20 protein-coding genes are annotated in these 21588 nt (G+C 66.7%); 11 read left to right on the top strand and 9 right to left on the bottom strand.

Features of this window, described 5'->3' with window-relative positions:
• Window positions 1–129 precede the first annotated feature (129 nt).
• A complete protein-coding gene (gene tpiA / locus WDJ57_RS20265) occupies window positions 130–774 on the top strand; it encodes a triose-phosphate isomerase (RefSeq protein WP_338902842.1) in 645 nt (214 codons plus the stop codon).
• A 21-nt stretch (window positions 775–795) separates the two neighbouring features.
• Here the strand turns inward: tpiA and WDJ57_RS20260 are convergent, their stop codons facing one another.
• From WDJ57_RS20260 to WDJ57_RS20240, 5 genes are all read right to left on the bottom strand, one after another.
• Window positions 796–1674 carry a mechanosensitive ion channel family protein gene (locus WDJ57_RS20260; RefSeq protein WP_338902840.1) on the bottom strand — a complete coding sequence of 293 codons (879 nt, stop codon included), beginning with the start codon at window positions 1672–1674 and terminating at the stop codon, window positions 796–798.
• 77 nt (window positions 1675–1751) lie between these two features.
• Window positions 1752–2978, bottom strand: coding sequence for a glycosyltransferase family 87 protein (locus tag WDJ57_RS20255; RefSeq protein WP_338902839.1), 1227 nt, complete (start codon window positions 2976–2978; stop codon window positions 1752–1754).
• 45 nt (window positions 2979–3023) lie between these two features.
• Complete coding sequence (locus tag WDJ57_RS20250) at window positions 3024–5006, bottom strand: helicase HerA domain-containing protein (RefSeq protein ID WP_338902838.1); 1983 nt, start codon at window positions 5004–5006, stop codon at window positions 3024–3026.
• 76 nt (window positions 5007–5082) lie between these two features.
• Window positions 5083–7347 carry an amino acid permease gene (locus WDJ57_RS20245; RefSeq protein WP_380630229.1) on the bottom strand — a complete coding sequence of 755 codons (2265 nt, stop codon included), beginning with the start codon at window positions 7345–7347 and terminating at the stop codon, window positions 5083–5085.
• Window positions 7344–7826: a universal stress protein gene (locus tag WDJ57_RS20240; RefSeq protein ID WP_338902837.1), complete on the bottom strand. Its 483-nt coding sequence runs from the start codon at window positions 7824–7826 to the stop codon at window positions 7344–7346. Before WDJ57_RS20240 ends, WDJ57_RS20245 begins: the two co-directional genes overlap by 4 nt.
• Before the next feature lie 210 nt (window positions 7827–8036).
• Between WDJ57_RS20240 and trkA the strand changes: the two genes are divergently transcribed.
• From trkA to hemG, 4 genes are read left to right on the top strand one after another with little or no spacing between them, the layout of a single operon-like run.
• A complete protein-coding gene (gene trkA / locus WDJ57_RS20235; protein WP_338902836.1) occupies window positions 8037–9368 on the top strand; it encodes a Trk system potassium transporter TrkA in 1332 nt (443 codons plus the stop codon).
• A gap of 9 nt (window positions 9369–9377) precedes the next feature.
• A complete protein-coding gene (locus WDJ57_RS20230; protein WP_338902835.1) occupies window positions 9378–10925 on the top strand; it encodes a TrkH family potassium uptake protein in 1548 nt (515 codons plus the stop codon).
• Between the two features lie 47 nt (window positions 10926–10972).
• Window positions 10973–12064, top strand: a complete 1092-nt coding sequence (hemH, locus tag WDJ57_RS20225) for a ferrochelatase (RefSeq protein ID WP_338902833.1) — start codon at window positions 10973–10975, stop codon at window positions 12062–12064.
• A 1-nt stretch (window position 12065) separates the two neighbouring features.
• Complete coding sequence (gene hemG / locus WDJ57_RS20220; protein WP_338902832.1) at window positions 12066–13373, top strand: protoporphyrinogen oxidase; 1308 nt, start codon at window positions 12066–12068, stop codon at window positions 13371–13373.
• 76 nt (window positions 13374–13449) lie between these two features.
• Here hemG and WDJ57_RS20215 read toward each other — a convergent pair whose 3' ends face one another.
• Together WDJ57_RS20215 and WDJ57_RS20210 are read right to left on the bottom strand one after the other, a co-directional pair.
• Complete coding sequence (locus tag WDJ57_RS20215; RefSeq protein WP_338902831.1) at window positions 13450–13863, bottom strand: hypothetical protein; 414 nt, start codon at window positions 13861–13863, stop codon at window positions 13450–13452.
• Window positions 13863–14450: a DUF7344 domain-containing protein gene (locus WDJ57_RS20210; RefSeq protein WP_338902829.1), complete on the bottom strand. Its 588-nt coding sequence runs from the start codon at window positions 14448–14450 to the stop codon at window positions 13863–13865. Before WDJ57_RS20210 ends, WDJ57_RS20215 begins: the two co-directional genes overlap by 1 nt.
• A gap of 496 nt (window positions 14451–14946) precedes the next feature.
• Here WDJ57_RS20210 and WDJ57_RS20205 point away from each other — a divergent pair, with 496 nt between their 5' ends.
• The 3 genes from WDJ57_RS20205 to WDJ57_RS20195 all read left to right on the top strand — a co-directional run bounded on the left by WDJ57_RS20205 (window position 14947) and on the right by WDJ57_RS20195 (window position 18222).
• A complete protein-coding gene (locus WDJ57_RS20205; protein WP_338902828.1) occupies window positions 14947–15600 on the top strand; it encodes a hypothetical protein in 654 nt (217 codons plus the stop codon).
• A 107-nt stretch (window positions 15601–15707) separates the two neighbouring features.
• Window positions 15708–16865, top strand: coding sequence for a signal peptidase I (locus WDJ57_RS20200; protein WP_338902827.1), 1158 nt, complete (start codon window positions 15708–15710; stop codon window positions 16863–16865).
• 148 nt (window positions 16866–17013) lie between these two features.
• Window positions 17014–18222 (top strand): DUF5305 domain-containing protein, encoded by a 1209-nt coding sequence (locus WDJ57_RS20195; protein ID WP_338902826.1) that lies wholly within the window; start codon window positions 17014–17016, stop codon window positions 18220–18222.
• 26 nt (window positions 18223–18248) lie between these two features.
• Here WDJ57_RS20195 and hemE read toward each other — a convergent pair whose 3' ends face one another.
• Together hemE and WDJ57_RS20185 are read right to left on the bottom strand one after the other, a co-directional pair.
• On the bottom strand, window positions 18249–19262 hold the full coding sequence (gene hemE / locus WDJ57_RS20190; protein WP_338902825.1) for a uroporphyrinogen decarboxylase: 1014 nt from the start codon (window positions 19260–19262) through the stop codon (window positions 18249–18251).
• Window positions 19263–19311: 49 nt separating this feature from the next.
• Window positions 19312–19557: a hypothetical protein gene (locus WDJ57_RS20185; protein ID WP_338902824.1), complete on the bottom strand. Its 246-nt coding sequence runs from the start codon at window positions 19555–19557 to the stop codon at window positions 19312–19314.
• 129 nt (window positions 19558–19686) lie between these two features.
• Here WDJ57_RS20185 and WDJ57_RS20180 point away from each other — a divergent pair, with 129 nt between their 5' ends.
• The 3 genes from WDJ57_RS20180 to WDJ57_RS20170 all read left to right on the top strand — a co-directional run bounded on the left by WDJ57_RS20180 (window position 19687) and on the right by WDJ57_RS20170 (window position 21557).
• Window positions 19687–19914, top strand: coding sequence for a hypothetical protein (locus WDJ57_RS20180; RefSeq protein WP_338902823.1), 228 nt, complete (start codon window positions 19687–19689; stop codon window positions 19912–19914).
• A gap of 68 nt (window positions 19915–19982) precedes the next feature.
• On the top strand, window positions 19983–20630 hold the full coding sequence (locus WDJ57_RS20175) for an adenylate kinase (protein WP_338902822.1): 648 nt from the start codon (window positions 19983–19985) through the stop codon (window positions 20628–20630).
• A 36-nt stretch (window positions 20631–20666) separates the two neighbouring features.
• Window positions 20667–21557, top strand: coding sequence for a DUF106 domain-containing protein (locus WDJ57_RS20170; RefSeq protein WP_338902821.1), 891 nt, complete (start codon window positions 20667–20669; stop codon window positions 21555–21557).
• Window positions 21558–21588: the final 31 nt, after the last annotated feature.

Below are 21588 nucleotides of genomic sequence, written 5' to 3'. Positions count from 1 at the left end.
ATTACCTTTTTCGAGCCCGTATATTAACGATTCGGCACAGCAGCGAGGGTCGGTCCGGTGCAGCCGTGCCGCTGGGAGGCCACGACACCGACACGCAATCTATTTGCCGCGGCCGCCCGGGGGTCCAGTATGTTCGTACTCGTCAATCTGAAGGCGTACCCCTGTGACCCGGTCGCAGTGGCAGAGGCCGCCGCTGCCGTCGCCGAGACGTCGGACGCGTCGGTCGCAATCGCACCGCAGGCGGCGCACATCGACCGCGTCGCCGACACCGGCGTCGAGACGTGGGCACAGCACGTCAGCCCGAACGCCCACGGCAGCCACACCGGCAGCACGCTCGCGGAGGCCGCCAGCGACGCCGGCGCGACCGGCACGCTCCTGAACCACTCCGAGAACCGCCTGAAACTCGCGGACATCGACGCCAGCCTCGACGCCGCGGACCGCGTCGACTTCGACACGGTGGTCTGTGCAAACAACCCCGACCAGATTGCGGCGGCGGCAGCACTGGGCCCCGACGCAGTCGCCGTGGAACCGCCGGAACTCATCGGCACCGGGACGCCCGTCAGCAAGGCCGACCCCGACATCGTCCGAGACGCCGTCGAGGCCGCGGAGTCTGTCGACCCCAGCGTCGACGTCTACTGTGGCGCGGGCATCTCGACGGGCGAGGACGTGGTGGCGGCGGCCGACCTCGGAGCCGACGGCGTCCTCCTCGCCAGCGGCGTCGCGAAGGCGGACGACCCCCAGGCCGCGCTCGCTGACCTGGTCGAACCGCTGTAGGACCTGTCCGTTCCACCCTGTTTAGTCCCGGTGGCCGTCGTCCCTGACGGTCACCGACCCAGAGAGTTCCCGACCCGCGGGCGGCCCGAGCGTCAGGCCCTCCTCGTCGAAGCGGCGTTTGACGCGCCGGCGGAAGTCCGAGCGGATGTCGGCGACGTTCTCGCGGGCGGGCTCCCCGACCCAGAACTCGGCCTGCACCGTGACGTTGTCGGGGCCGAGTTCCACGATGCGCGAGGCCGGCGGCGGCTCTTCGAGGACGCTCTCGTCGTTCGCGGCGAGTTGCTGGAGTTCGAGCAGCGCCCGTTCGGTGTCCTCCCCGTAGGCGACGAAAGCCCGTTCCGTGATGCGGTAGTTCTCCCGGCCGAACGGCCGCCGAAGCGTGTTGTTCGTCAGTTCCGTGTTCGGGACGGTTATCGTCTCGTTGTTCACCGTCCGGATGCGCGTCACACGGAAGTCGACGGCCTCGACGGTACCCTCGCCGCCGGGCCAGGAGACCCAGTCGCCGACGTTGAAGTCCGGGTCCGCGACCAGGAAGAACCCGCTGATGAGCGAGCCGAAGACCTCCTGTCCGGCGACGCCGAAGGCGAAGGTCAGCGCAGCCAGCAGGATTGCCGAGTCCGTGTTCACCAGCACCGTCCCGTAGCCGGCACCGACGAGGCCGGAGAGGACGGCGATGCCGACGAGCAACACCTGGAGGTACGTCTCCGTGGCGGTCAACAGCGTGGGGTTGTTCTCGTTGCGCGAGCGGACGACGCGCAGGACGACCGGAACGACCAGCGCCCGCCCGACCAGGTACACGGCCACGGTCACGCCGAGAAACCGGACTATCTCGGATACCACTGCGCTGTACCGGCCGAGCGCGTCCGAGAGCAGGTCGCCGAACTGGAGCACCACAGCCATACTACCGGTTTCACGCCACCCGACCAAAAAGCCGGTCGAGCATCGAGTCCGCCACGCTGCGCCGGTCTTCGGCACAGTCACTCGGTCGCGGTCCACCAGACGCAGGCTGCGACCATCGCCGCGGTCCCCCACAGCACCGGGGTCCCGACGGTGTAGACAGCCTCGGCACCCGCGAGCAGGACGCCAGCCGTCTCCTCCGGGAGCGGCAGCGACCGCACTAGGACGGCGACGTCGGGGAGTTTGAGCGTCAGCGTCGTGACGAGCGCGCCGGCCGCGAACAGGTCCCCCGCCGGCGAGTCGAGGACGTACAGCAGCGGAACGAGCGGGTACAGCAGCACCGCCCAGTACAGCGAGTAGGAGGGCAAGACGACGAGCAGACAGGCCAGGGTCACGAAGACAGCGACGAGTCGGCCGGTTTCCCCGGACGCGCCACTGTACACGTACAGGACTACCGGTGCTACGACGGCCAGGGCAGCGACGGCCAATGCCGTCTCGCCCGCTCCCGGGACGAGCACGGAGAGCGGCCGCCGGAGGGACACCAGTTCGCTCGTCGCGGGCAGGCCCCCGGCGAAGGCCCCGCTCCCGGCCCGGGGAAGCAACTCTGTCGTGAAATACCGCCAGGTCCGTGCCGGACCGAACAGGACCGCACCGGCCGCGAGCGCGCCGAGGCCCGTCGCGAGGGCCGCCGCGGTAGCCAACCACTCCCGCCGCCAGAGGAGCCACGCGCCCACGCCGGCCGGAAACACCTTCGGGAGCGCGGCGAGAGCAAGCGTCGCACCCGCGAGCGCCTTTCGGGAGGACGAGAGCAGGACGAGCCCGCCAGCCACGGCCAGTCCGACGTGGTGGTTGACGTTCCCGTAGAGCAGCGAGGGCGCGACGTAGGACCCGACGGTGGCGAAGCCGACGACGAGGGCCCGGTCGGCCGTCGCCAGCGTGGCCCCCAGCCGTTCCGTCTCGCCGACGAGCAGGTACCCGAGCGCCGCTCCGGCGGCGAGCGTACCGAGGACGTGGACGAGATAGCCGGCGACCGGTGGCACCAGCAGGTACGCGGAGAACCACACGAGCAGTACCGGCGGGTAGCGGTAGGTGAAGTCGGAGTTACCTATCGGCGAGTGACCGTAGACGCGCTCGCCCGCCCACAGGTCCGCGGCGGCCGCCCGGTAGACGTCGAAGTTGATGCCGATGGCGGGGGGGTTCGCGACCAGCGTGTAGCCGAGGTAGCCGAGTCCGAACAGCGTCCCGGCACCGAGAACGACCCGCGCGAGCGTCCGACGCTCCAGGGAACGGCCGTGCCACCGGCTCATCGGTCTGTGGGTGCGTCCGGGTGTCGTAAGGGCCTTGTCCCGCGCTCACTCGGCGTCCGCGTCCTCGACGTCGGCCCCGTCGAGTGCCCGGGACTCGATGTTGTCCGCAAAGTCCGCTATCTTCCCCTCGTCGACGTGGCCGTCGAACTCGTCGGCGAGCAGGTCACGCAGGCAGTAGTCGTAGCGGCCGCGCCCGACGTGTTCGATGAGTCCGCGCGTCCGAAGCGTGCGGTTGCGGGCGTAGGCCTGCGTCCGGTCGCCGTCGCCGCCCGCGGCGAAGTGGGCGTTCAGCGGCGTCCCCGGGCCGAACTCGCGGTAGAACGCCAGCATCTTGCGCGTCTTCGTCTCCATGCCGGCGATGTCGGCTTTCAGTTCGCGCACCGCGAGCGGTTCGTCGTCGCCGAACGGGTCCTCGTCCTCGCCGTCGATGATGTCGTACTCGCTGGCGCCGCCGTCGCCGGTGATGCCGTTGCGGAACTCCGGCGGTGCGCTGTTGTCACCGTCGATGATGCCGTCCTCGTCGTCGTCCTCGACGGGACCGCCGAGTTCGTCGCGTGCCTCGACGAGTTCGTCCGCGCCGTGGCCGCTGGACTCCGGTTCCGTCGCCGCGCCGCCGTCGGTCGTGGCGCGCGTCCCCGGGCTCGGCCCGTTCTCGACGGCGCTCAGTCGCTCCAGCACCTCGCTCGCGCTGAAGCCGCCCGAACTGCCACCGGCGTCCGCTTCAGTCCCGTCGTCCTCGTCTTCGCCGTCGGTCTCCGTCACTGCGGCGTCCATCGCTGCTGCGAACGCCTCGCCGGCGTCGTCCCCGAACGGCCCGTCGGTCGCCTCACCGGCCGCCGGGTCGTCGCTCTCGTCCGCGTCGGCGGTATCCGTTGCTTGCGCGCCGTCTCCATCGGTGCTCGACACTTCCTCCCCGGCGTCGGCGACCCGCTGGCGGCGCTCGCGCATGCGCTCCTGTTCGGTCTTGCCGGGATTCGGGCCGTCGACGTGGCGGACCAGCGCGTCCACGAACTGGTCGGCCATCCGGCTCATGTCGCGGGCGTCCTGCAGTTCCGCCTCCAGTTCCGCGATGCGGGAGTTCTTGTTGTCCAGTTCGTCCCGGAGTTCGGCGATGCGGTCGTCGCGGGCCTGCTGTTCCTCGCTTATCTCCTGGAGTTCCGAGACGAGGTTGTCGCTGACCGACTTCAGTTCAGGCCGCTCGAAGTCGTCCAGTCCGGGGGTCGCGCCCGCGTCGAAGGTCTGCTTGCGCTGGAACTGCACGCGCCGGACGTCCTCGCCCCAGTCGGTCATCAAGAAGCCCTCGCCGTCGTCCAGGTCTTCGACTGCCGTCGCGTACTCGCCGTCGAGAATCCGCCGGACGACCTTCGTGTCGTTGTTCCAGGTCAGGCGGTGCCAGACCAGCCAGTCACACTGCGTGATGAAGTCCTTCTTCACGTCGGCCGGCCGCTGGCTGATGCCGACGATGCCCAACCCGTGCTTGCGCCCGCGCTTGCCGATCTTGATGAGCATCTTCCCGCACTCGCCGACGGCCCCGCCCTCGGGGATGTACTCGTGGACCTCCTCGACGAGCATCAGGAACGGCTGTTTCTGCTTCTTCGCCTTGGCGAAGAGGTGCCGCGAGACCTCGGTCAGGACTTCCTCGGCCTCTGCTTCGTCGAGGAAGGAGGAGACATCGAGGATGATGGGGACGTTCTGCTCCAGGGCGAGCGAGGCCATCTTCTCGGCGTGGTCGGCCGTAATCTGGATGTCGCACTCCTCGTCGGCCCCGGCGTGGAGGATTTCGTACTCCTCCTTGAGCCCGTAGTACTCGCCGTCGATGTCGACGATGAGGATGCCGAAGCCGTTGTCCAGCAGTTTCTCGGCGATGACGCTCGCCGAGTTGGACTTGCCGGACCCGCTCTTGCCGGTCACGAAGCCGCGCCCGGTCAGCAGTTCGACGACCGGGAGCTGGACCGCCTCCCCTGGCGTTCCGTTCCCGCCGCGCCCCTCGCTGACCTCGGCGACCGTGATGTGTTCTGTCTCGGCCATACGCTCTTGGTCGAAGCGTCACCGCCCGCGACCATAATTCACCGTCAGACAGGCGGCAGACGCGGGGACGTCCCCGTCACTCCGAACCGAACAGCCGCTGCCACAGCGACCGCTTGCGGTGCTTCTCTGCCAGCAGCACCGAACACTCCACCTCGTCGACCACGTCCAGCACCAGCGACCCGCGGACGAGCCGCGAGAGCAGGCCCTGCTCGGTCGCACCGATGATGACCATCGACGCGTCCTCGGCGGCCCGCTCGATGGCGTTCTCGACGTCCCCGGTCTCGATGCGGATGTCCGCGTCTTCGAGACCGTGTTCCTCGGCCCACTCATCCATGAACGCCCGGGCCTGGTCCTCGCCGTCGGTGGCGACGTTCAACAGCGTCACGTGGCTGTCGTACTCCGCCTGGAGGAACCGCGCGACGGTGGCGCTGAGGTCCGAGTCCGGACCGCCGGCGGTCGGGACGAGCACCTCCGCGGGGTCGAACCCGCGGTCTTTCAGCACCAGGAAGTCACAGGGGATGTTGCCGGCCACTTCGTCGAACGCCGACTCCGCGCGGCCGGGCGAGCCGTGGGAGTCCGGCCCCCAGCCCATCACCACGAGGTCGGCGTCGTGGGTCGTCGCCGCGTCGAATATCTCCTCGAACCCGCGGTGGGAGAGGATGGTGTGGGTCTCGATGGGCACGTCGAACTCCTCCGCGTCGGCGCGCGCGGATGCGATGAGGTCCGCAGAGGTCCGGTCGATTTGGTCGGCCCGCTCTGCGGCCCCCTCCAGCGCCATCTGGTCCGGGACCGTGATGATGTGGGTCGCGACGACCGTTCCGTTGCGCTGTTTGGCGATTGCGCTGGCGAGTTCGATGAGGTCCCGCTCGCTTCTCGGATTCGCCAGCGGCACCATCACGCGGTAGTCGCCGCCGTCCGGCTGGACGCTCGTGGCGGCCGACACAGCTGCATCCGGCATCTCGTCGGAGCGAGAGAGGATGTACTCCCCGAGGATGCCCTGCTTCTCCGTCCGACTGCGGGCGTAGGCGACGTACCAGAGGATGGCGGCGGCAGCGATGCCGAAGGAGAGCAGCCGGGCGTCGGGTTCGACGTAGGCCAGGAGCGCGAAGGAGAACACCGTCCCGAGAATCGGCAACAGCGGGTACAGCGGCACGGTGAAGTCCGGCTGGTACTCCTCGGGATTGACGTAGCGCATCGCGATGAGCGCGATGTTGAGCAGGCCGTAGATGATGAGGTGCAGGCCCGACGCTGCGCCAGAGAGCAGGTTGATGTCCCCGAGCAGGATGAAGACGAGGATGAGCCCGCCGGTGATGCCGATGGCGCGGTACGGCGTCCCGAAGCGGGGGTGAATCTCGTTCAGCGACGGGGTGATGATACGGTCACGACCCATCGCGAAGTTGATGCGCGAGGAGGCGAGAATCGAGGCGTTCGCGCTGGAGGCCGTCGCGAGGAGCCCACCGAACAGCAACGCACCGCCCATCAGCGCGCCCTGGAGGCGTTCGCCGACCTCGACGACGGCAATCGGCTGCGTCTCGCCGGGGGCGACGTTCTCGACGAGTCCGGCGATGAAGCCCTGGGGGACGGCGGCGCTCATCACGATGAGCACCAGCGCGTAGATGACGGTCACGAGGACGACGCTGCCGATGACGGCCCGCGGGAGGTTCTTGCCGGGGTCCTTTATCTCCTCGGCGACGCTCGTAATCTGGACGAAACCCAGGTAGGAGACGAAGATGAAGCCGGTCGTCCCCAGCGTCTCGCTGACCGTGCTCGCCCGCGGGAGGTTCGCGGGGTCGGCCCGCAGCGTCCCGAGCAGCGTGAAGACGAACAGAATCCCCACCAGCACGATGACGATGATGTTCTGCAGGCGGCCCGTCTCCTTCGCCCCGACGTAGTTGATGAGCACGAAGAACGCGCCGCCGACGAGTGCCGCCAGCGTGACGACAGAGATGGAGAGGGGACCGATTCCGACGCCGCCGCTGACGCCGAAGATGCGCGAGATGTAGCGGCCGAAGCCGACCATGTAGAACGCGCTGGCGAAGGCCAGCCCCAGCCAGTTCGCCCACCCCGCAACGGAGCCGAACATCGGTCCGAGCGCGTGGTTTACGTAGTAGTACGCGCCGCCGGAGCGAGGCATCGCCGTCCCGAGTTCGCTGGCCGACAGCGCGGTGAAAATCGCGATGACGCCGCCGAGGACGAACGCGACCGACGCCAGCGAGCCGGCCCGGAGGATGGCCTCGCCCGGGAGGACGAAGATACCCGCACCGATCATCGTCCCGACGCCGATGGTCAGCGCCGCCAGCGGGCCGAGGTCCTTCGCCAGTTCGGTGTCGTCACCGCTCACGCCGCGTCACCTCCGTCCTCAGCCGTCTCCTCGGTCGCCGCATCGCCGTCCGTCTCCGGTTCTTCGGGGACGTCCGGCAGGACGACGACCGGTCTATCCGTCTCGGTCACGAGGTCCAGCGCGACGTCGCCGGTCAACAGCCGGACCCATCGGCTCCCGCCCCGCGGCGTGATGATGATGGCGGTCGCGTCGTGGTCGCTCGCCGCCGCGAAGATGGTCTCCGAGACGTCTGTACCGTACCGCAGGTCCGTCTCGACGTCCCGGTCGTCGTCGAGCGCGTCGTGGACGGCCGCGAATATCTCCTCGGCGCGCTCCTCGCGTTGCTCGACGCTGGCCTTGTCGGGCGCGCCGCCGGCCTTCTCGATGACGTGGACGGCGACGACGCTGCCGGTCAGGTACTGGCGGGCCGCCCGGCAGGTGGCGACGGCGTCCTCGACGGTGGCGACGGGCAGGAGCACCCGTTCGAAGATGTCAGCCATGGTCGTGGTGGTACTGCAGTGTTCGTTCTGCGTTCTCCCGTCCGTGGAGAGCCTGGGCGATTGCTGCGTGCATGCGAGTCCGGATGTTCGGACGAACCTTAATTGTCACGTCGTGGGAACGCGTGACGTGGCGCCGGTATTCGCCGAATAGAAACCGACTTAGGGCGGGGGCCAGAATGCTCCCGCCATGGAACATCCGGGGGGCCGACGATGCGAATCGTAATCGTCGGCGCTGGCGAAGTCGGCTCCTCCATCGCGAAGAGCCTCTGTGACACACACGAGGTCGTCGTCGTGGACAACGACCCCGAGCGGGTCGAGTCCGTGACCTACAACATCGACGTCCTCGCTATCGAGGGCGACGGGGTCACGCTGTCCACGCTGGCGGAGACGGACGTGGCGGAGGCGGACATCCTCATCGCCAGCACCGACGACGACGAGACGAACATCATCACCTGCGGGACCGCGAAGACGCTCGGTGACCCGTTCACCATCGCCCGCGTCAGGGACACGAAGTTTCTGGACACCTGGCAGCAGGCCGAGGGCGCACTCGGCGTGGACTTCATGGTCGGCACGACGCTGCTGGCCGCCCGGTCCGTCGTCCGCGTCATCGGCCTGCCGTCGGCCCGCGACGTCGACACCTTCGCCGGCGGGCGCGTGCAGATGGCCGAGTTCGAGATTCCGCCGGACAGCCCGGTCGCCGGCCAGACCGTCCAGGAGGCGGACCGCTTCGAGTCGCTGACCTTCGCGGCCATCCTCCGCCCGGACGACGTCGTGATTCCGAGCGGCCAGACGCGAATCGAGGCCGGCGACGAGGTGGTCGTCATCGGCTCCGAATCGAGCGTCCAGGCCCTGGCGGCCGAAGTGTCACCCCACGCCGGCACGGTGGACGACATCCTCATCGTCGGCGGGACGGACATCGGCTACCAGATCGCAAAACTGCTCGGCGAGCAGGGGCTGACCCCGCGCCTCGTCGAGCGCGACCACGACCGGGCGCGCGAACTCGCCGAGTTGCTGCCGAACACGACGGTCCTGGAGAGCGACGGGACCGACCGGGACTTCCTGGAGCGCGAGCACATCTCCGAGGTCGACACCGTCGTCTCGGCGCTGAACCGCAACGAGCGCAACCTGCTCGCCTCGCTGCTGGCCAAGCGCCTGGGTGCCGAACGCGCCGTCGCCATCGTCGGCGAGATGGAGTACGTCGACCTCTTCGAGGCCGTCGGCGTCGACGTGGCAATCAACCCGCGGGAGGCGACCGCAGAGGAGATTACCCGGTTCACCCGCGAGCGCCGCGCAGAGAACGTCGCGCTCATCGAGAACGACCGCGCGGAGGTCATCGAGATAGAGGTCGACGAGGACAGCGTGCTGGCCGGCAAGCCCATCCAGGAGTCGGTCGTCGACCTCCCCGACGGCGTCGTCATCGGCGCGATAACGCGCAACGGCGACTTCGTCATCCCGCGCGGTGGCACAGTCGTCGAACCCGGCGATACCGCCGTTCTCTTCGTCGACGCGGATGTCGTCGAGGAGGCGACGGCGGTGCTCTGAGAGCCCCCGATGAACCTCCGCGTCGACTGGCGAGCCAGCGTGAGTCTCGTCGGGTCCGTACTCAAGTACCTCTCCCTGCCGCTCGCTCTCCCGGCAGCGGTGGCCATCGTCTACGACAACGGCGTCCTCGCCTTCCTGCCGGTCATGGCGCTGACGCTGGTCGCCGGGGTGGGGCTGGAACGCCTCGACCCCGACCCGGACATCGGGGCCCGCGAGGGCTTTCTGATGGTGGCGCTGACGTGGCTCGCGGTGGCTCTCGTCGGGATGCTCCCCTACGTCATCGCGGGCATGGGGACCGAATCGACGCTCGCGGACCCGGTCAACGCTCTCTTCGAGAGCATGAGCGGGTTCACGACGACTGGCGCGACGGTCATGGGCTCCATCGGGTTCGACCACCACTCCCACGCGCTCATGCTCTGGCGGCAGTTGACCCAGTGGCTCGGCGGCATGGGTATCGTCGTCCTCGCCGTCGCCATCCTGCCGGAGCTGTCGGTCGGGGGCGCGCAGTTGATGGACGCGGAGGCTCCGGGGCCCGGCATCGAGAAGCTCACGCCCCGCATCGCGGAGACGGCGCGGGTCCTGTGGCTCATCTACCTCGGGTTCACTGTCCTCCAATTTCTGCTGCTGTACGGCCTGCACCACGCCGGACTGGCCCCGAACATGGGACTTTACAACGCCATCGCACACCCGCTGACGACGATGCCGACCGGCGGGTTCTCGCCGGAGGCCCGCAGCATCGAGGCGTTCTCGTCCGTCGTCCAGTGGGTCATCATCCCCTTCATGGTCGCCGCGGGGACCAACTTCGCGCTGTTCTGGAAAGCGCTCAACGGGGACGTGCGCTCGGTTTTCCGGGACAGCGAGTTCCGCTTCTACGCCGGGACGCTCGCCGTCTTCGCGGCGCTGGGTGCCGGATTGCTCTACGGGGGTGTCGGCGTCGGCCTCGCCGAACTCCCCGTCGAGGTGCCCCCGATTGCCGGTGAGTTCGAGGATGCGCTGCGCCACAGCACCTTTCAGGTCGTCTCCATCGTCACGACCACCGGCTACGCGAGCATGGACTTCAACACCTGGAGCCCGGTCGCGCAGTTCCTGCTGGTGTTCGGGATGTTCATCGGCGGGTCGGCGGGGTCGACCGGCGGTGCCATCAAGATGGTCCGGACGCTGGTCATCCTGAAGTCGCTCAAGCGGGAACTGTTCACGACGGTCCACCCGGACGCCGTCTCGCCGGTGCGCCTGGCCGGGAAGCCACTCGACGAGCGTGCGCTCCGGGGCATCTACGCGTTCACGCTGCTGTACGTCGTGCTCTTTTTCGTCGCCTCGGGGCTGGTCCTGCTGGACGCGACGCGGATTCCCGAGTCGGTGACGGCCTTCGAGGGGATGTCCGCCGTCGCGGCGACGCTCGGCAACGTCGGACCGGGCGTCGGCATCGTCGGGCCGATGAACAACTACCTCGCGTTCCCCGACACGTCGAAACTGTTCATGGTGTTCCTGATGTGGGTCGGCCGGTTGGAGGTCATCCCGGTCTTCGTGTTGCTGACCGGGGCCTACTGGCGGTCCTGAGCCGCGGGAAACGACAGGTTTTCTTCCGTTCCGTCCAAGGTTCAGTCATGACCACAGGGGTCGTTCTACTGAACTTCGGCGAGCCGTCCGTACCCGAGCGAGAGCCAGTCGTCGACTACCTCGAACGCATCTTCATGGCCAACGCCGACCTCGAAGAGTACGACTCCAGGGAGGCCGCCCGGAAGCGCTCGCGGAAACTCGCCGAGCGCCGCGCCCCCGGACTGCTGGAGGAGTACGAGAACATCGGCGGGTCGCCGCTCAACGAGCAGGCCAAGGCCCAGGCCGACGCCCTGGAGACCACGCTCCAGAACCGCGACTTCGACGTCCTGACCTACCTCGGGATGCAGTACATCGAGCCGTTCATCGGGGACGCCGCCGCGGACGCGATGGCGGACGACGTGGACCGCGTCATCGGCCTGCCGATCTTCCCGCTGTGTGGCCCCTCGACGAACGTCATCTCGCTGGACGAACTCGAAGACGAGATGGAGGAGATGGGCTTCGACGTCCCCTTCCAGGCCATCACCGGGTGGCACAAACACCCCAAGTACAACCGCGTCCGCGCGGAGAACATCGCCGACTTCGCCGACGACGAGGGCGTCGACCTCCACGACGAGGACACCGCGCTGGTCTTCTCCGCCCACGGCACCCCCAAGCACTACCTGGAGGAGGGGAGCCGCTACGACATCTACGTCGAGGAGTACTGCTCGGTCGTCGCCTCGCTGCTCGGCGTCGACGACTACCACATCGGCTTCCAGAACCACGAGAACCGCGACATCCCCTGGACCGAACCCGACGTGGAGGACCTCATCGAGGACATCGACGCCGAACGCGTGGTCGTCGAACCCGTCAGTTTCCTCCACGAGCAAAGCGAGACGCTGTCGGAACTCGACGTCGAACTCCGCGAGGAGGCCGAGGAGGTGGGACTGGACTTCTACCGCGTGCCCATCCCCCACGACGACGAGCGCATCCCCGAAGTGTTCGCGGACCTCGTCGAGCCGTTCCTGGCCGATTTCGACCCCGAGTACTACCAGTTCCGGCAGTGCCAGTGCCGCGACGAGCCGGGGACGATGTGCCTGAACGCGCCACAGACCACGTCCCACGTAGAGGGCGAGGAAGCGCCAGCCGAGACGGACGACTGACATGCGCGTCGCCGTCGTCGGCGCGGGCATCACGGGGCTCGCGCTCACGCACCACCTCGCCGAGCGGGGTATCGACTCGGTCACGTACGAGGCCGACAACCAGCCCGGCGGCGTCATCCGCTCGGAGACAATCGACGGCCGCACGGTCGAGGTCGGGCCGCAGCGGCTCCGACTGACGCCCGGCGTCGAGGACCTCGTGGAAGCTGTTGGTCTCTCCGACGCCGTCGTCGAAGCCGGGGAGGAGCACCTGTTCGTCTACGCGGACGGCCGACTCCGGGAGGCCCCGCTAGACCGCGAGGCGTTCCTCCGGACCGACCTGCTCTCCTGGCGCGGGAAACTGCGCCTGCTCGCGGAACCGCTGACCCGCGACGGGATGCGCGAGGAGTCCGCCGCGGAACTGTTCACCCGGAAGTTCGGCCGCCAGGCCTACGAGCGGTTCATCGGGCCGCTGTACGGCGGCATCTACGGCTCGGACCCGGCCGAGATGCCGGCGACCTTCGCGCTGGACGGGCTGCTGAAACGCGAACAGGAGACGGGCAGTTTCCTCCGGGCGTTCCTCAAGCGCGTCGGCCAGGGCCAGCAGTCCCCGCCTATCTCCTTCGAGGCCGGCAACCAGCAGTTACCCAATGGGCTCGCGGAGGCGTACGCCGACCGCATCGAACTCGGGACAGCGGTCACGGACGTTCGACCGGCTGCAGGCGACGCGGGGACGGACCGGCAACCGGCCGCAGCGACGGACGGCGGCGGTCAGTACGTCGTCGAGACCGACAGCGGTGCGGAGACGTTCGACCACGTCGTCGTGACGACGCCGGCGGGAGTCACCGCCGACATCCTCGACGGCGTCGCAACGGGGACCGAGGGCCTCGCCAACCTCACCTACAATCCGCTGGCGATGGTCCACCTCGACGCCGACTGCGAGCAGGAGGGCTTCGGCTACCAGGTCGCCTACGGCGAGGACATCCACACGCTCGGCGCGTCGTGGAACGACAGCATGTTCGACCGCGAGAACCTCTACACCGTCTTCCTCGGCGGGATGCACGAACCCGACATCGTCGACCGGCCGGACGAGGAAATCGGTGCTATCGCCGCCGAGGAGTTCGAACAGGTCATGGGTTCGCCCGCGGAGGTCCTGAACGTCGCCACCCGCGAGAAGTGGTTCCCGGCGTACGACCGGTCGTGGTACGCGCTGGAGGCCTTCGAGGCGCCGCCGGGCGTCCACCTCGCGACGAACTACACCGCGCGGATGGGGATTCCCAGCCGCGTCCGGGAAGCGCGCGAACTGGCCGAGGAGCTGGCGGCCGGGGCCTGAGCGGGTCGCAAGTCACAGACCCACTTCTCCGTCTCTCAGCCGGCAAATACCGAGGAACCGAGAGGGGCTACCCGCCTCAATCGGGACAATCGACGGTGCGAGTGAGCGTCGTTGCCAGTCCGTCAGTCGACGCCACCACGGTAATCGTGGAACCACACTCGACGGATTCGAACCTGGCGGTCCCCGTCTCCTCCGCGTCGAACGTCTCGTCTGCCGTCATGTCGGTCGTCTGGCCGTCGACGGTGACCTCCAGGCCCGTCAGTGTCGTGCCGGAAGGGAACTGGTTGGTCAGCGCCACCGTGAGGTTCGTCGTCCCGTTTGCCGTCCCCGAGGCGGACTGTTCGAAGGTGAGATACGCAGAGAGGTCGCCGGTGGTGGCCAGTTCCAGGTCCCTGTCCGCCGTCATCGACGTCACGCCGCTGGTTCCGCTGACGAGCGTTACCGTCAGGACGAGGATAGCGATCAGAACGACCTGTCTGCTGGTCACCATCACTCGCCCACCTCCGGCGGCCTGTCACGCGCCCCGAGGCGCATTCGATAGTAGTTGTCGTAGAAGTGTGCGACCGAGGAGACGGTCAGCGTCGTGCTGAGGAAGACGCCGTACATCGTCGGTGGGACGACCGAGAGCGGGTACACACCCGCCCAGAGGCCGACGAGACAGACAACACTCAGCGCCGAGAGCCCGAGATAGTACACGCCCCAGGGGATGCTGGCTCCAGTCAGCGAGTCGACGTAGAAGTTGGCGTTCGATGCCGCGTCGGTGAGTCGCACCGTACCCCGCTGAGCGTCGTACTCGATGAAGCCGCACTCGTCCATCTTCGGCAGGTGGAACTGCCGCAGGGCGTTTCGGACGCGCTTTCGCTCCTTGTGAGAGAGCGCGTCGACTGGCTTGCCGTTCTCCCAGCTCGCGACGGTATCCGTGAGTTCGGACACCGTGACACGACCGCTCCCGTTCTGCTTGAGCATGTGCACGACGAAGCGGCGTCGCTGATTGCTGAGCACCTCCAGCGTGGTGTCCCTGGAAAAGTCGTTTCCGGTCGTCCGTGACGACTGTGTGCCCGCGCTCGCGCTACTCATGCCGTACCCCCTCCCGTTTTCGCATCCGTTCCTCTGCGAACCCCATTCTACCAGAGTTGTTGTCAGAATACCATTTTAGTATACAGTCCCCTCGGGGGGAGCAATCGGTCATTGATTGTCTCCGAGAGGGAACATCTCCACGCGCCGCCCGATTCGGAGGAACCGCTCTCGTCCGTGGTTATACTGTTTCTAAACACGCCGCTGTGGTACTGTAACCAAACAATCACATCCCGGTGAACGACCGTTCTCTCGGCCGCCGAAGTGTTAGGGAGACTACGGTTGCACAAACGGTGACTGTGCGCGCCACAGGGGGTGCATGCGGATTCACCAGAGGTCGTATGTGGCCGTTGCAAAGCCTCTATCCGATATTTTCTGGCAGTTCATTCCAAAGTGGGTACATCCCCATTGCTGGAATGCGTGCCTGGACGAGGGGGAGCGGTCACCGCCGAGACGGACTGTCGCCCACACGGGTGCGCACCAACGGAGACAACAAACAATGAAACGACGCAAATTCGTTGTCGGACTCGGATCGCTCGCAGCCGGTGCCGGTACTGCCATGGGGACCGGCGCGTTCTCGGGACAGAGCTCGAAGCGCAAGTTCTACATAGCGTCTAAAGGTGACGCGGATGCCTTCACGAAGTTGAAGAAGGTGACGAGCTGGCCCCACAGTGCCGAGTACACCTACTACGACGGCGGTCACCTTGTGGTTGACATCCCGCGGCTGAACTCGGACAGCAAGTGGTACTTCAAGAAGCTGTTCAAGCTTGGAGCGAACCTGACGAAAAACGACGGTAAGCACAAGTACTGGATCAAGAACAAGTACAGCCAGTACTGCAAGGACAACGGAGGCACGCACTACGACGGAAAACAGCGTGTCCGCTGGTTCTGTACGTCGATTTACAATGGGAACGACAATAAGAAGAGGGACTGTGATGACGACTACATTCACATCCCCAAACCGTCCGGCGGAAAAAAGAAGATCGGTGTGGAGTGGCTCAGCGGTGGTGATTACCTGAAGCTCTCGCCCGGAGACTACTGCGCTGTGGGCGTCTGCATCAACACCCGCGGTCTGAACGTCGACGACTGGAAGGACAAGGAGCCCATCCTCAAGAAGGCGTACGTCCAGGCGAAGGCAGCGGACCACGAATAAACCAGGCGACCTCGCAGTAGGTCAGCCAAGCCCGTTTTTTGACCAGCTTTTCGATAATGAAGTGACTTACAATACGAGAACGACTGGAGTTTTCGCCAAGACACGCTATGGGAATCAGACGACTCCTCGCGACGCTGGTCACGGCTACGCTCGTGCTCGCAGCCCTCGCCCTGGTGCTCGGGAGCCTGCTGGGCCAGCCGATTCTCCTGAGCTACGTCGAGACGGAAAGCATGCAGCCGACGCTGGACCCCGGCGACGGGTTCGTCGCCGTCCCCAGCGCCGTCGCTGGTCCGGTCGAACAGGGTGACGTCGTCGTCTTCCAAGCACAGGAACTCCACGGCGGCGGGCTGACGACGCATCGCGTGGTGGGACGGACCAACCAGGGATACGTGACCGGCGGCGACAATAACCCGTTCACCGACCAGGCCGGTACGGAGCCACCCGTAGCGGACGAACAGATCGTAGCCGAAGCGTTGAAAGTCAACGGCGAGGTTCTCGTGATTCCCCACCTCGGGGACGTCGTGACCGGCCTCTCCGGGGGGCTCGAAGACGTCCGGTACTGGCTGGCCGCGTTCACGGGGCTCGGGATTTTCGCCGGGCCGCAGGGCCTGCCAGCCCTGCTGATACTCGGGCTGGTGCTGTACTACGCCGTCGACGTCCTGCGAGAACGCGGACAGCGACAGTACGACCGGACGACCGAGCGCGAGACGGGGCTGAACACCAGACTCGTGGTCGGCGCGCTCGCGGTCTTTCTCGTTTTCTCCGCGACGATGGGTATGGTCGGACCGTCCGGGACCAACGAGTACGGCATCGTCAGCGCGGCCTACGAGGACGAGCGTCAGGACGTCGTCCCGGCGGGCGAGTCGAAGAACAACACGCTCGGCGTTACCAACGGCGGGTTCCTCCCGGTGGTCGTCTTCTACGAACCTGGCGATATGGCGGACGTCCACCCCAGGGAGGTGTACGTCCCGGCGCGGGGCGAGGCGAACGTGACGGCGACGTTCACCGCGCCGCCAGAGACCGGGGGATACAGCAGGTACATCGTCGAGCGCCGCTACTTCGCGGTGCTTCCGGTCTCGGTAATCCGCTCGCTCTACCAGGTCCACCCGTGGCTCCCCATCGTCGCCATCGACCTCCTGCTCGGGGTCCCGTTCTACGTCGCCGGGCGCAAACTGCTCGGCTCCGGCCGGATACGTGAGCGGACTCGCGACCGGGGACTCTCGCGGCTCGCGTCGCTCAAGCGAGCGCTCAGGGGCCGCGAGTGAGTCCGTGGGTCGGGCCGCGAACACGGGTCCGTTCTCCCTGTGGAGACCAGCCGTCGATAGACCACCTCGCAGGTATTCGTCGGTAGGCGGTTATTATCCCTGTTCAGACGGTGCATAACAAACGCTCATACGTGTCTTGTCGGCTACAATGGCTGACTGGAAGTTACGCACTCGGCACGTCATCGATAATTCCATCTCGATTATCGTGGGTGCTCTCGTTCTCCTCGCTCTCCTCGGTGGCTGGCTCACCTACACTACCTACGCTGCGCCAGCGACCACGACCGAACAGCGGCCGGGGCCGTCGTCGGAGACGAGAGCGTGGTTCAATCACTCGGCGACGGTTACCGAGAACAACTCGGTCTACCCCGTCGGGACGACACTCGCCGACCGGCAGGTCTACTTCTCCAGTATCACGCCCTCGCTGAACGGGTCATACTCGTTCACCTACCAGGCGAGCGAGAGCGGTCAGCTGAACGCGACGGTCGCGCTCGACCTCGTGTATCGCGGTGTCGAGGACGGCGAGGTGGGCGACAGAGTCGTCTGGGAGACGACGCGAACGCTCCGGGGAACCGTAAGCAAGTCGCTCGGGCCAGGCGACACGCTCACCGTTCCGTTCTCGGTGGACGTGAACCGGACCGGACAGCGGCTGGCAGCTATCGAGGAGCAACTCGGGGACCCACCCGGGCAATCCCAGGTGCGGGTCCGCGCACGGACTACCCTCCAAGGGACGGTCAACGCCGAGCCGGTCGACAGAACGACGCCGCACACCCTGCCGATAGACCTCGGGGGTAGCACCTACCGCATCGGTCAGCCTGGACCGATGACGGACAGCGAGGAGACCACCAGAACGGTCACCGTCGAGAAGGAGTACGGACCGGCACGGAGCGTCGGCGCACCGGGTCTGCTCCTGGTCTCGCTCTCCGGCCTCGTCGGGCTTGGCTTCGTGAGATACACTGACCGGCTGGGACTCTCCCGGGCAGAAAGGCGCCGTCTGACGTACGAGGAAGACAAACGCGAGTACGACGACTGGATATCGAGGGTCCAGTTGCCGGAGGAGGCGCTGGCCCTGCCGCGGGCGACGACAACCTCCCTGGCGGCCCTCGTGGACTTCGCCATCGACACCGACAATCGCGTCATCGAGGACCCGCAGGAACAGACGTACTACGTCGTTCACGACGGCTACCTCTACGAGTATCGCCCGCCCACCCGCGGGCCGGCGGGTGAATTTACGCTCCCGCCCAGTGCTGGCTCCGGCACGCGTCCACCGAGAGACGGCGACTCGCCGTCAGTGACGGCAGAATCGGAGAATGGGGACGAGCCGGTCAACTCGCCCAGCGAGACTCACCCCGAGGACTAGCGGCGCGTCGAGCGGCCGGGCCTGACTCAGACCTCGCGCTCTATCGACTTCGCCGTCTCTACGAACGCCCGCACCGACTCCACCGGCGTGTCCTTGTTCACACCGTGTCCGAGATTCAGGATGTGCCCTTCGGGCCCCGCAGCCTCGATGACCTCACGCGTCTTCTCCCGAACGAACTCCGGCTCGCCGAACAGATACGACGGGTCCAGATTCCCCTGCACCGGCATCTCTCCCAACTGCTCCCGCGCCTCGGCCATGTCCACGGTCCAGTCCAGCGCCACGGCGTCCGCGCCGCTGTCGGCCAGCAGGTCCAGCCGGCCGTTCATCCGCCGGACGAAGACGATGGTCGGCGCGTTCAGGTCAGACAGAATCTCCCGGTGCAGCGGCAGCACGAACTCGCGGTAGTCCTCGGGCGTCAGCGTCCCGGCGTAGGTGTCGAACAGTTGCACCACGTCCGCGCCGTTGCCAATCTGGAACGCCAGGTAGTCCTTCACGACGTCGGCGAACGCAGACAGCAGCGTCCGGAAGGCGTCGGGATGCTGCGCGCGGAGTTTCCGCAGCGGCATGTTCGTCCGCGAGGGACCGCCGGCGACGGCGTAGGAGGCGAGCGTGAACGGGCCGCCAGCGAAGCCGATGATGGCCGTCTCGTCGCCGACGCGGTTGTTCAGGCGAACGAGCAGTTCGCCGACGTAGTCCAGTTCGCGGGCCACGTCGCCGTGGGAACGGTCAACGTCGTCGGGGCCGGAGACGGGGTTCTCGACGACGGGCCCGACGCCGCTCTCGATGTGGTAGGAGAAGCCGAGCGGTTCGAGGACGGTCAGGATGTCCGAGAACATGACGAGGCCGTCGGGCTCGTAGTACTCCCAGGGCAGCAGAGTTATTTCCTCGGCGACCTCGGGCGTCTTGATGGCCTCCAGGAAGGAGTAGTCCTCGCGAATCTCGCGGTACTCGGGGATGTGCCGCCCGGCCTGACGCATCAGCCACACCGGCGGGCGCTCCGTCCGCTCTCCGCGGGCAGCACGCACGAGCAGGTGGTCCATTGCCCGACCGTTGGCGGGTCGGAGGCTAAGGGTTTCGGATGTCTGTCCGTCAGGCGCCGGCGAGTCTGTCCCGCAGTCCGGGAAGCACGCGCCGGTAGCCCAGCAGGTACAGGCCGCCATACAGGGCGAGGGCACCGACGTAGACGTACCAGAGTCCCAGCGTTTCGCCGCTGGTCACGCTCGCCACGCCGGTCTGCTCACTGAGGATACCGACGGTGGTCAGGATGCCAGCCAGGACGATTTCGAGAGCGAAGACGACGGTTTCGGAGACGAACTCCACCAGTACTTCTCGCATGGGGGAGTCCAGCCCACACGGCGGAATATGCGTTACGGTCGGTCCGTCTGTCCCCGATTGGTCGGCGGTGCCGGTTGCTGCCACGCCCGGTCAGAAACGTTTACGTGTCACCTTGGCGGAGGCGTCGATATGGCGCACACGAGTTCGATGGACTACGGCAAGCGCGCGAAGCAGGGTTTTCTCCTCGGGGTCGGGCTCTTCGCGTTCGGCGCGCTCGGGGAGATTCTCGTCCACTCGGTCTTCGGAGGGGTTCCGGGCTGGGAGCGAGCACTGTTGTTCGACGCCGAGGTGCTCGGGATTCTCATCGGGTTGCTCTCCCCGTTCGTCTTCGGCATCGCCCTGCCGCTTATGGAGTGAGTGAGTCCCACTCCGTGGGGCGCTCGGGTTTGGACAATGATTTAACCCCGGCCGGGGAAACGCGGACTATGAGCGCACCGCGAGTACTCATCCTCGGACCGCCCGGCGCAGGTAAGGGCACACAGAGCGGCCGCATCGCCGACACCTACGGCGTCGAACACATCACGACCGGCGACGCGCTCCGTGCCAACAAGGACATGGACATCTCCGACATGGACACGGAGTACGACACGCCGCGTGAGTACATGGAGGCCGGCGACCTCGTCCCGGACGCCGTCGTCAACGCCATCGTCGAGGAGGCACTCTCACAGGCGGACGGCTTCGTACTCGACGGCTACCCGCGGAACCTCGACCAGGCCGAGGAACTGGAGGACATGACTGACCTCGATATCGTCCTCTCGCTGGACGTGAGCCGCGAGGAACTCATCGACCGCCTCACCGGTCGGCGGGTCTGCTCGGAGTGTGGCACGAACTTCCACGTCGAGTTCGACCAGCCGGAGGAGGAGGGCGTCTGCGACGAGTGCGGCGGCGAACTCATCCAGCGCGACGACGACAACCGGGAGTCCGTCGAGAACCGCCTGGACGTCTTCGAGGAGAACACCCAGCCAGTCATCGACCACTACAGCGACCACGACGGATTCGTGTCGATCGACGGGGAGCAAGCCCCCGATGACGTCTGGGCGGACATCGAGGACGCCATCGACGCACAGGAGTAAAAGATTGATTAACGCGCGTCGCCCTATAGGATACTAATGCCGCGGACAGCACAGAAAGTAGACGAACTCGCCGAGGAGGGGGAGGCGATGACCGACGCCCTCACCACCGTCCTCAACGTGGCCGACGAGAAGGGCACGGTCACGTGGAGCGACGTGAGCGACGACCTCACCAGCGGCCAGTGGGGCCGCCTCATCGAGAAGGGGCTGCTCATCGACGCCGGCGGCGAGGGGTTCGTCGTCGACGACCCCGACGGTGTGCGGGACGCCCTCGGCGAGGCGGACCCGGCCAAGAGCAGCGACGACGACGATGACCTGAGCTGGTCGACGTACGACAAAGTTGCCGCGCTGGGCGTGGTCGCCCTGTTCCTGGGCTACTCCATCTCCTCGGTTCGCGCCCAGATTGCCTCCGTCATCGACATCTTCATGGGGCCGCTGGAGGCGAATCTCCCCTTCTACCTGGTCGTGATGATTCTCGCCATGCTGACCGGCGCGTACACGACCATCCTCCAGGACAAGCTGATGGATTCGAGCGTGATGGAGGGCTATCAGGAGAAGAACAAGGCACTCCAGGAGAAGCGCAAGCGCGCCAAGGAGCGCGGCGACGACGAGGCCCTGGAGGAGATTCGCGAGGAGCAGATGGAGATGCTCTCGGAGAACACGGGCATGTTCAAGGCGCAGTTCCGCCCGATGGTCTGGATCATGCTGCTGACCATCCCCGTGTTCCTCTGGCTGTACTGGATGGTGCTCGACGTGGGCATCTCGGCCAGCGAACCGGTGATGGTACTCCCAATCTTCGGTGAGGTCGCCACCTGGCAGACGGCAGTGCTGGGGCCCATCCAGATATGGCTGCTCTGGTACTTCGTCTGCTCGATGGGGTTCAACCAGATCATCCGGAAGGCGCTGAACGTCCAGACCGGAATGAACTGACGGCGACGACTCGCAACCTCTTTTAGCCCGA

The organism is Salinibaculum sp. SYNS191 (assembly GCF_037338445.1).
GTDB lineage: Archaea > Halobacteriota > Halobacteria > Halobacteriales > Haloarculaceae > Salinibaculum > Salinibaculum marinum.
This window is presented reverse-complemented; position numbering and strand designations above follow the sequence as displayed.

Excerpts from the sequence above, each read along its gene's own strand:
- tpiA (WP_338902842.1), top strand. The coding sequence starts at position 130 with ATGTTCGTACTCGTCAATCTGAAGGCGTACCCCTGTGACCCGGTCGCA.
- WDJ57_RS20260 (WP_338902840.1), bottom strand. The coding sequence starts at position 1,674 with ATGGCTGTGGTGCTCCAGTTCGGCGACCTGCTCTCGGACGCGCTCGGC.
- WDJ57_RS20255 (WP_338902839.1), bottom strand. The coding sequence starts at position 2,978 with ATGAGCCGGTGGCACGGCCGTTCCCTGGAGCGTCGGACGCTCGCGCGG.
- WDJ57_RS20250 (WP_338902838.1), bottom strand. The coding sequence starts at position 5,006 with ATGGCCGAGACAGAACACATCACGGTCGCCGAGGTCAGCGAGGGGCGC.
- WDJ57_RS20240 (WP_338902837.1), bottom strand. The coding sequence starts at position 7,826 with ATGGCTGACATCTTCGAACGGGTGCTCCTGCCCGTCGCCACCGTCGAG.
- trkA (WP_338902836.1), top strand. The coding sequence starts at position 8,037 with ATGCGAATCGTAATCGTCGGCGCTGGCGAAGTCGGCTCCTCCATCGCG.
- WDJ57_RS20230 (WP_338902835.1), top strand. The coding sequence starts at position 9,378 with ATGAACCTCCGCGTCGACTGGCGAGCCAGCGTGAGTCTCGTCGGGTCC.
- hemH (WP_338902833.1), top strand. The coding sequence starts at position 10,973 with ATGACCACAGGGGTCGTTCTACTGAACTTCGGCGAGCCGTCCGTACCC.
- hemG (WP_338902832.1), top strand. The coding sequence starts at position 12,066 with ATGCGCGTCGCCGTCGTCGGCGCGGGCATCACGGGGCTCGCGCTCACG.
- WDJ57_RS20215 (WP_338902831.1), bottom strand. The coding sequence starts at position 13,863 with ATGGTGACCAGCAGACAGGTCGTTCTGATCGCTATCCTCGTCCTGACG.
- WDJ57_RS20210 (WP_338902829.1), bottom strand. The coding sequence starts at position 14,450 with ATGAGTAGCGCGAGCGCGGGCACACAGTCGTCACGGACGACCGGAAAC.
- WDJ57_RS20205 (WP_338902828.1), top strand. The coding sequence starts at position 14,947 with ATGAAACGACGCAAATTCGTTGTCGGACTCGGATCGCTCGCAGCCGGT.
- WDJ57_RS20200 (WP_338902827.1), top strand. The coding sequence starts at position 15,708 with ATGGGAATCAGACGACTCCTCGCGACGCTGGTCACGGCTACGCTCGTG.
- WDJ57_RS20195 (WP_338902826.1), top strand. The coding sequence starts at position 17,014 with ATGGCTGACTGGAAGTTACGCACTCGGCACGTCATCGATAATTCCATC.
- hemE (WP_338902825.1), bottom strand. The coding sequence starts at position 19,262 with ATGGACCACCTGCTCGTGCGTGCTGCCCGCGGAGAGCGGACGGAGCGC.
- WDJ57_RS20185 (WP_338902824.1), bottom strand. The coding sequence starts at position 19,557 with ATGCGAGAAGTACTGGTGGAGTTCGTCTCCGAAACCGTCGTCTTCGCT.
- WDJ57_RS20180 (WP_338902823.1), top strand. The coding sequence starts at position 19,687 with ATGGCGCACACGAGTTCGATGGACTACGGCAAGCGCGCGAAGCAGGGT.
- WDJ57_RS20175 (WP_338902822.1), top strand. The coding sequence starts at position 19,983 with ATGAGCGCACCGCGAGTACTCATCCTCGGACCGCCCGGCGCAGGTAAG.
- WDJ57_RS20170 (WP_338902821.1), top strand. The coding sequence starts at position 20,667 with ATGCCGCGGACAGCACAGAAAGTAGACGAACTCGCCGAGGAGGGGGAG.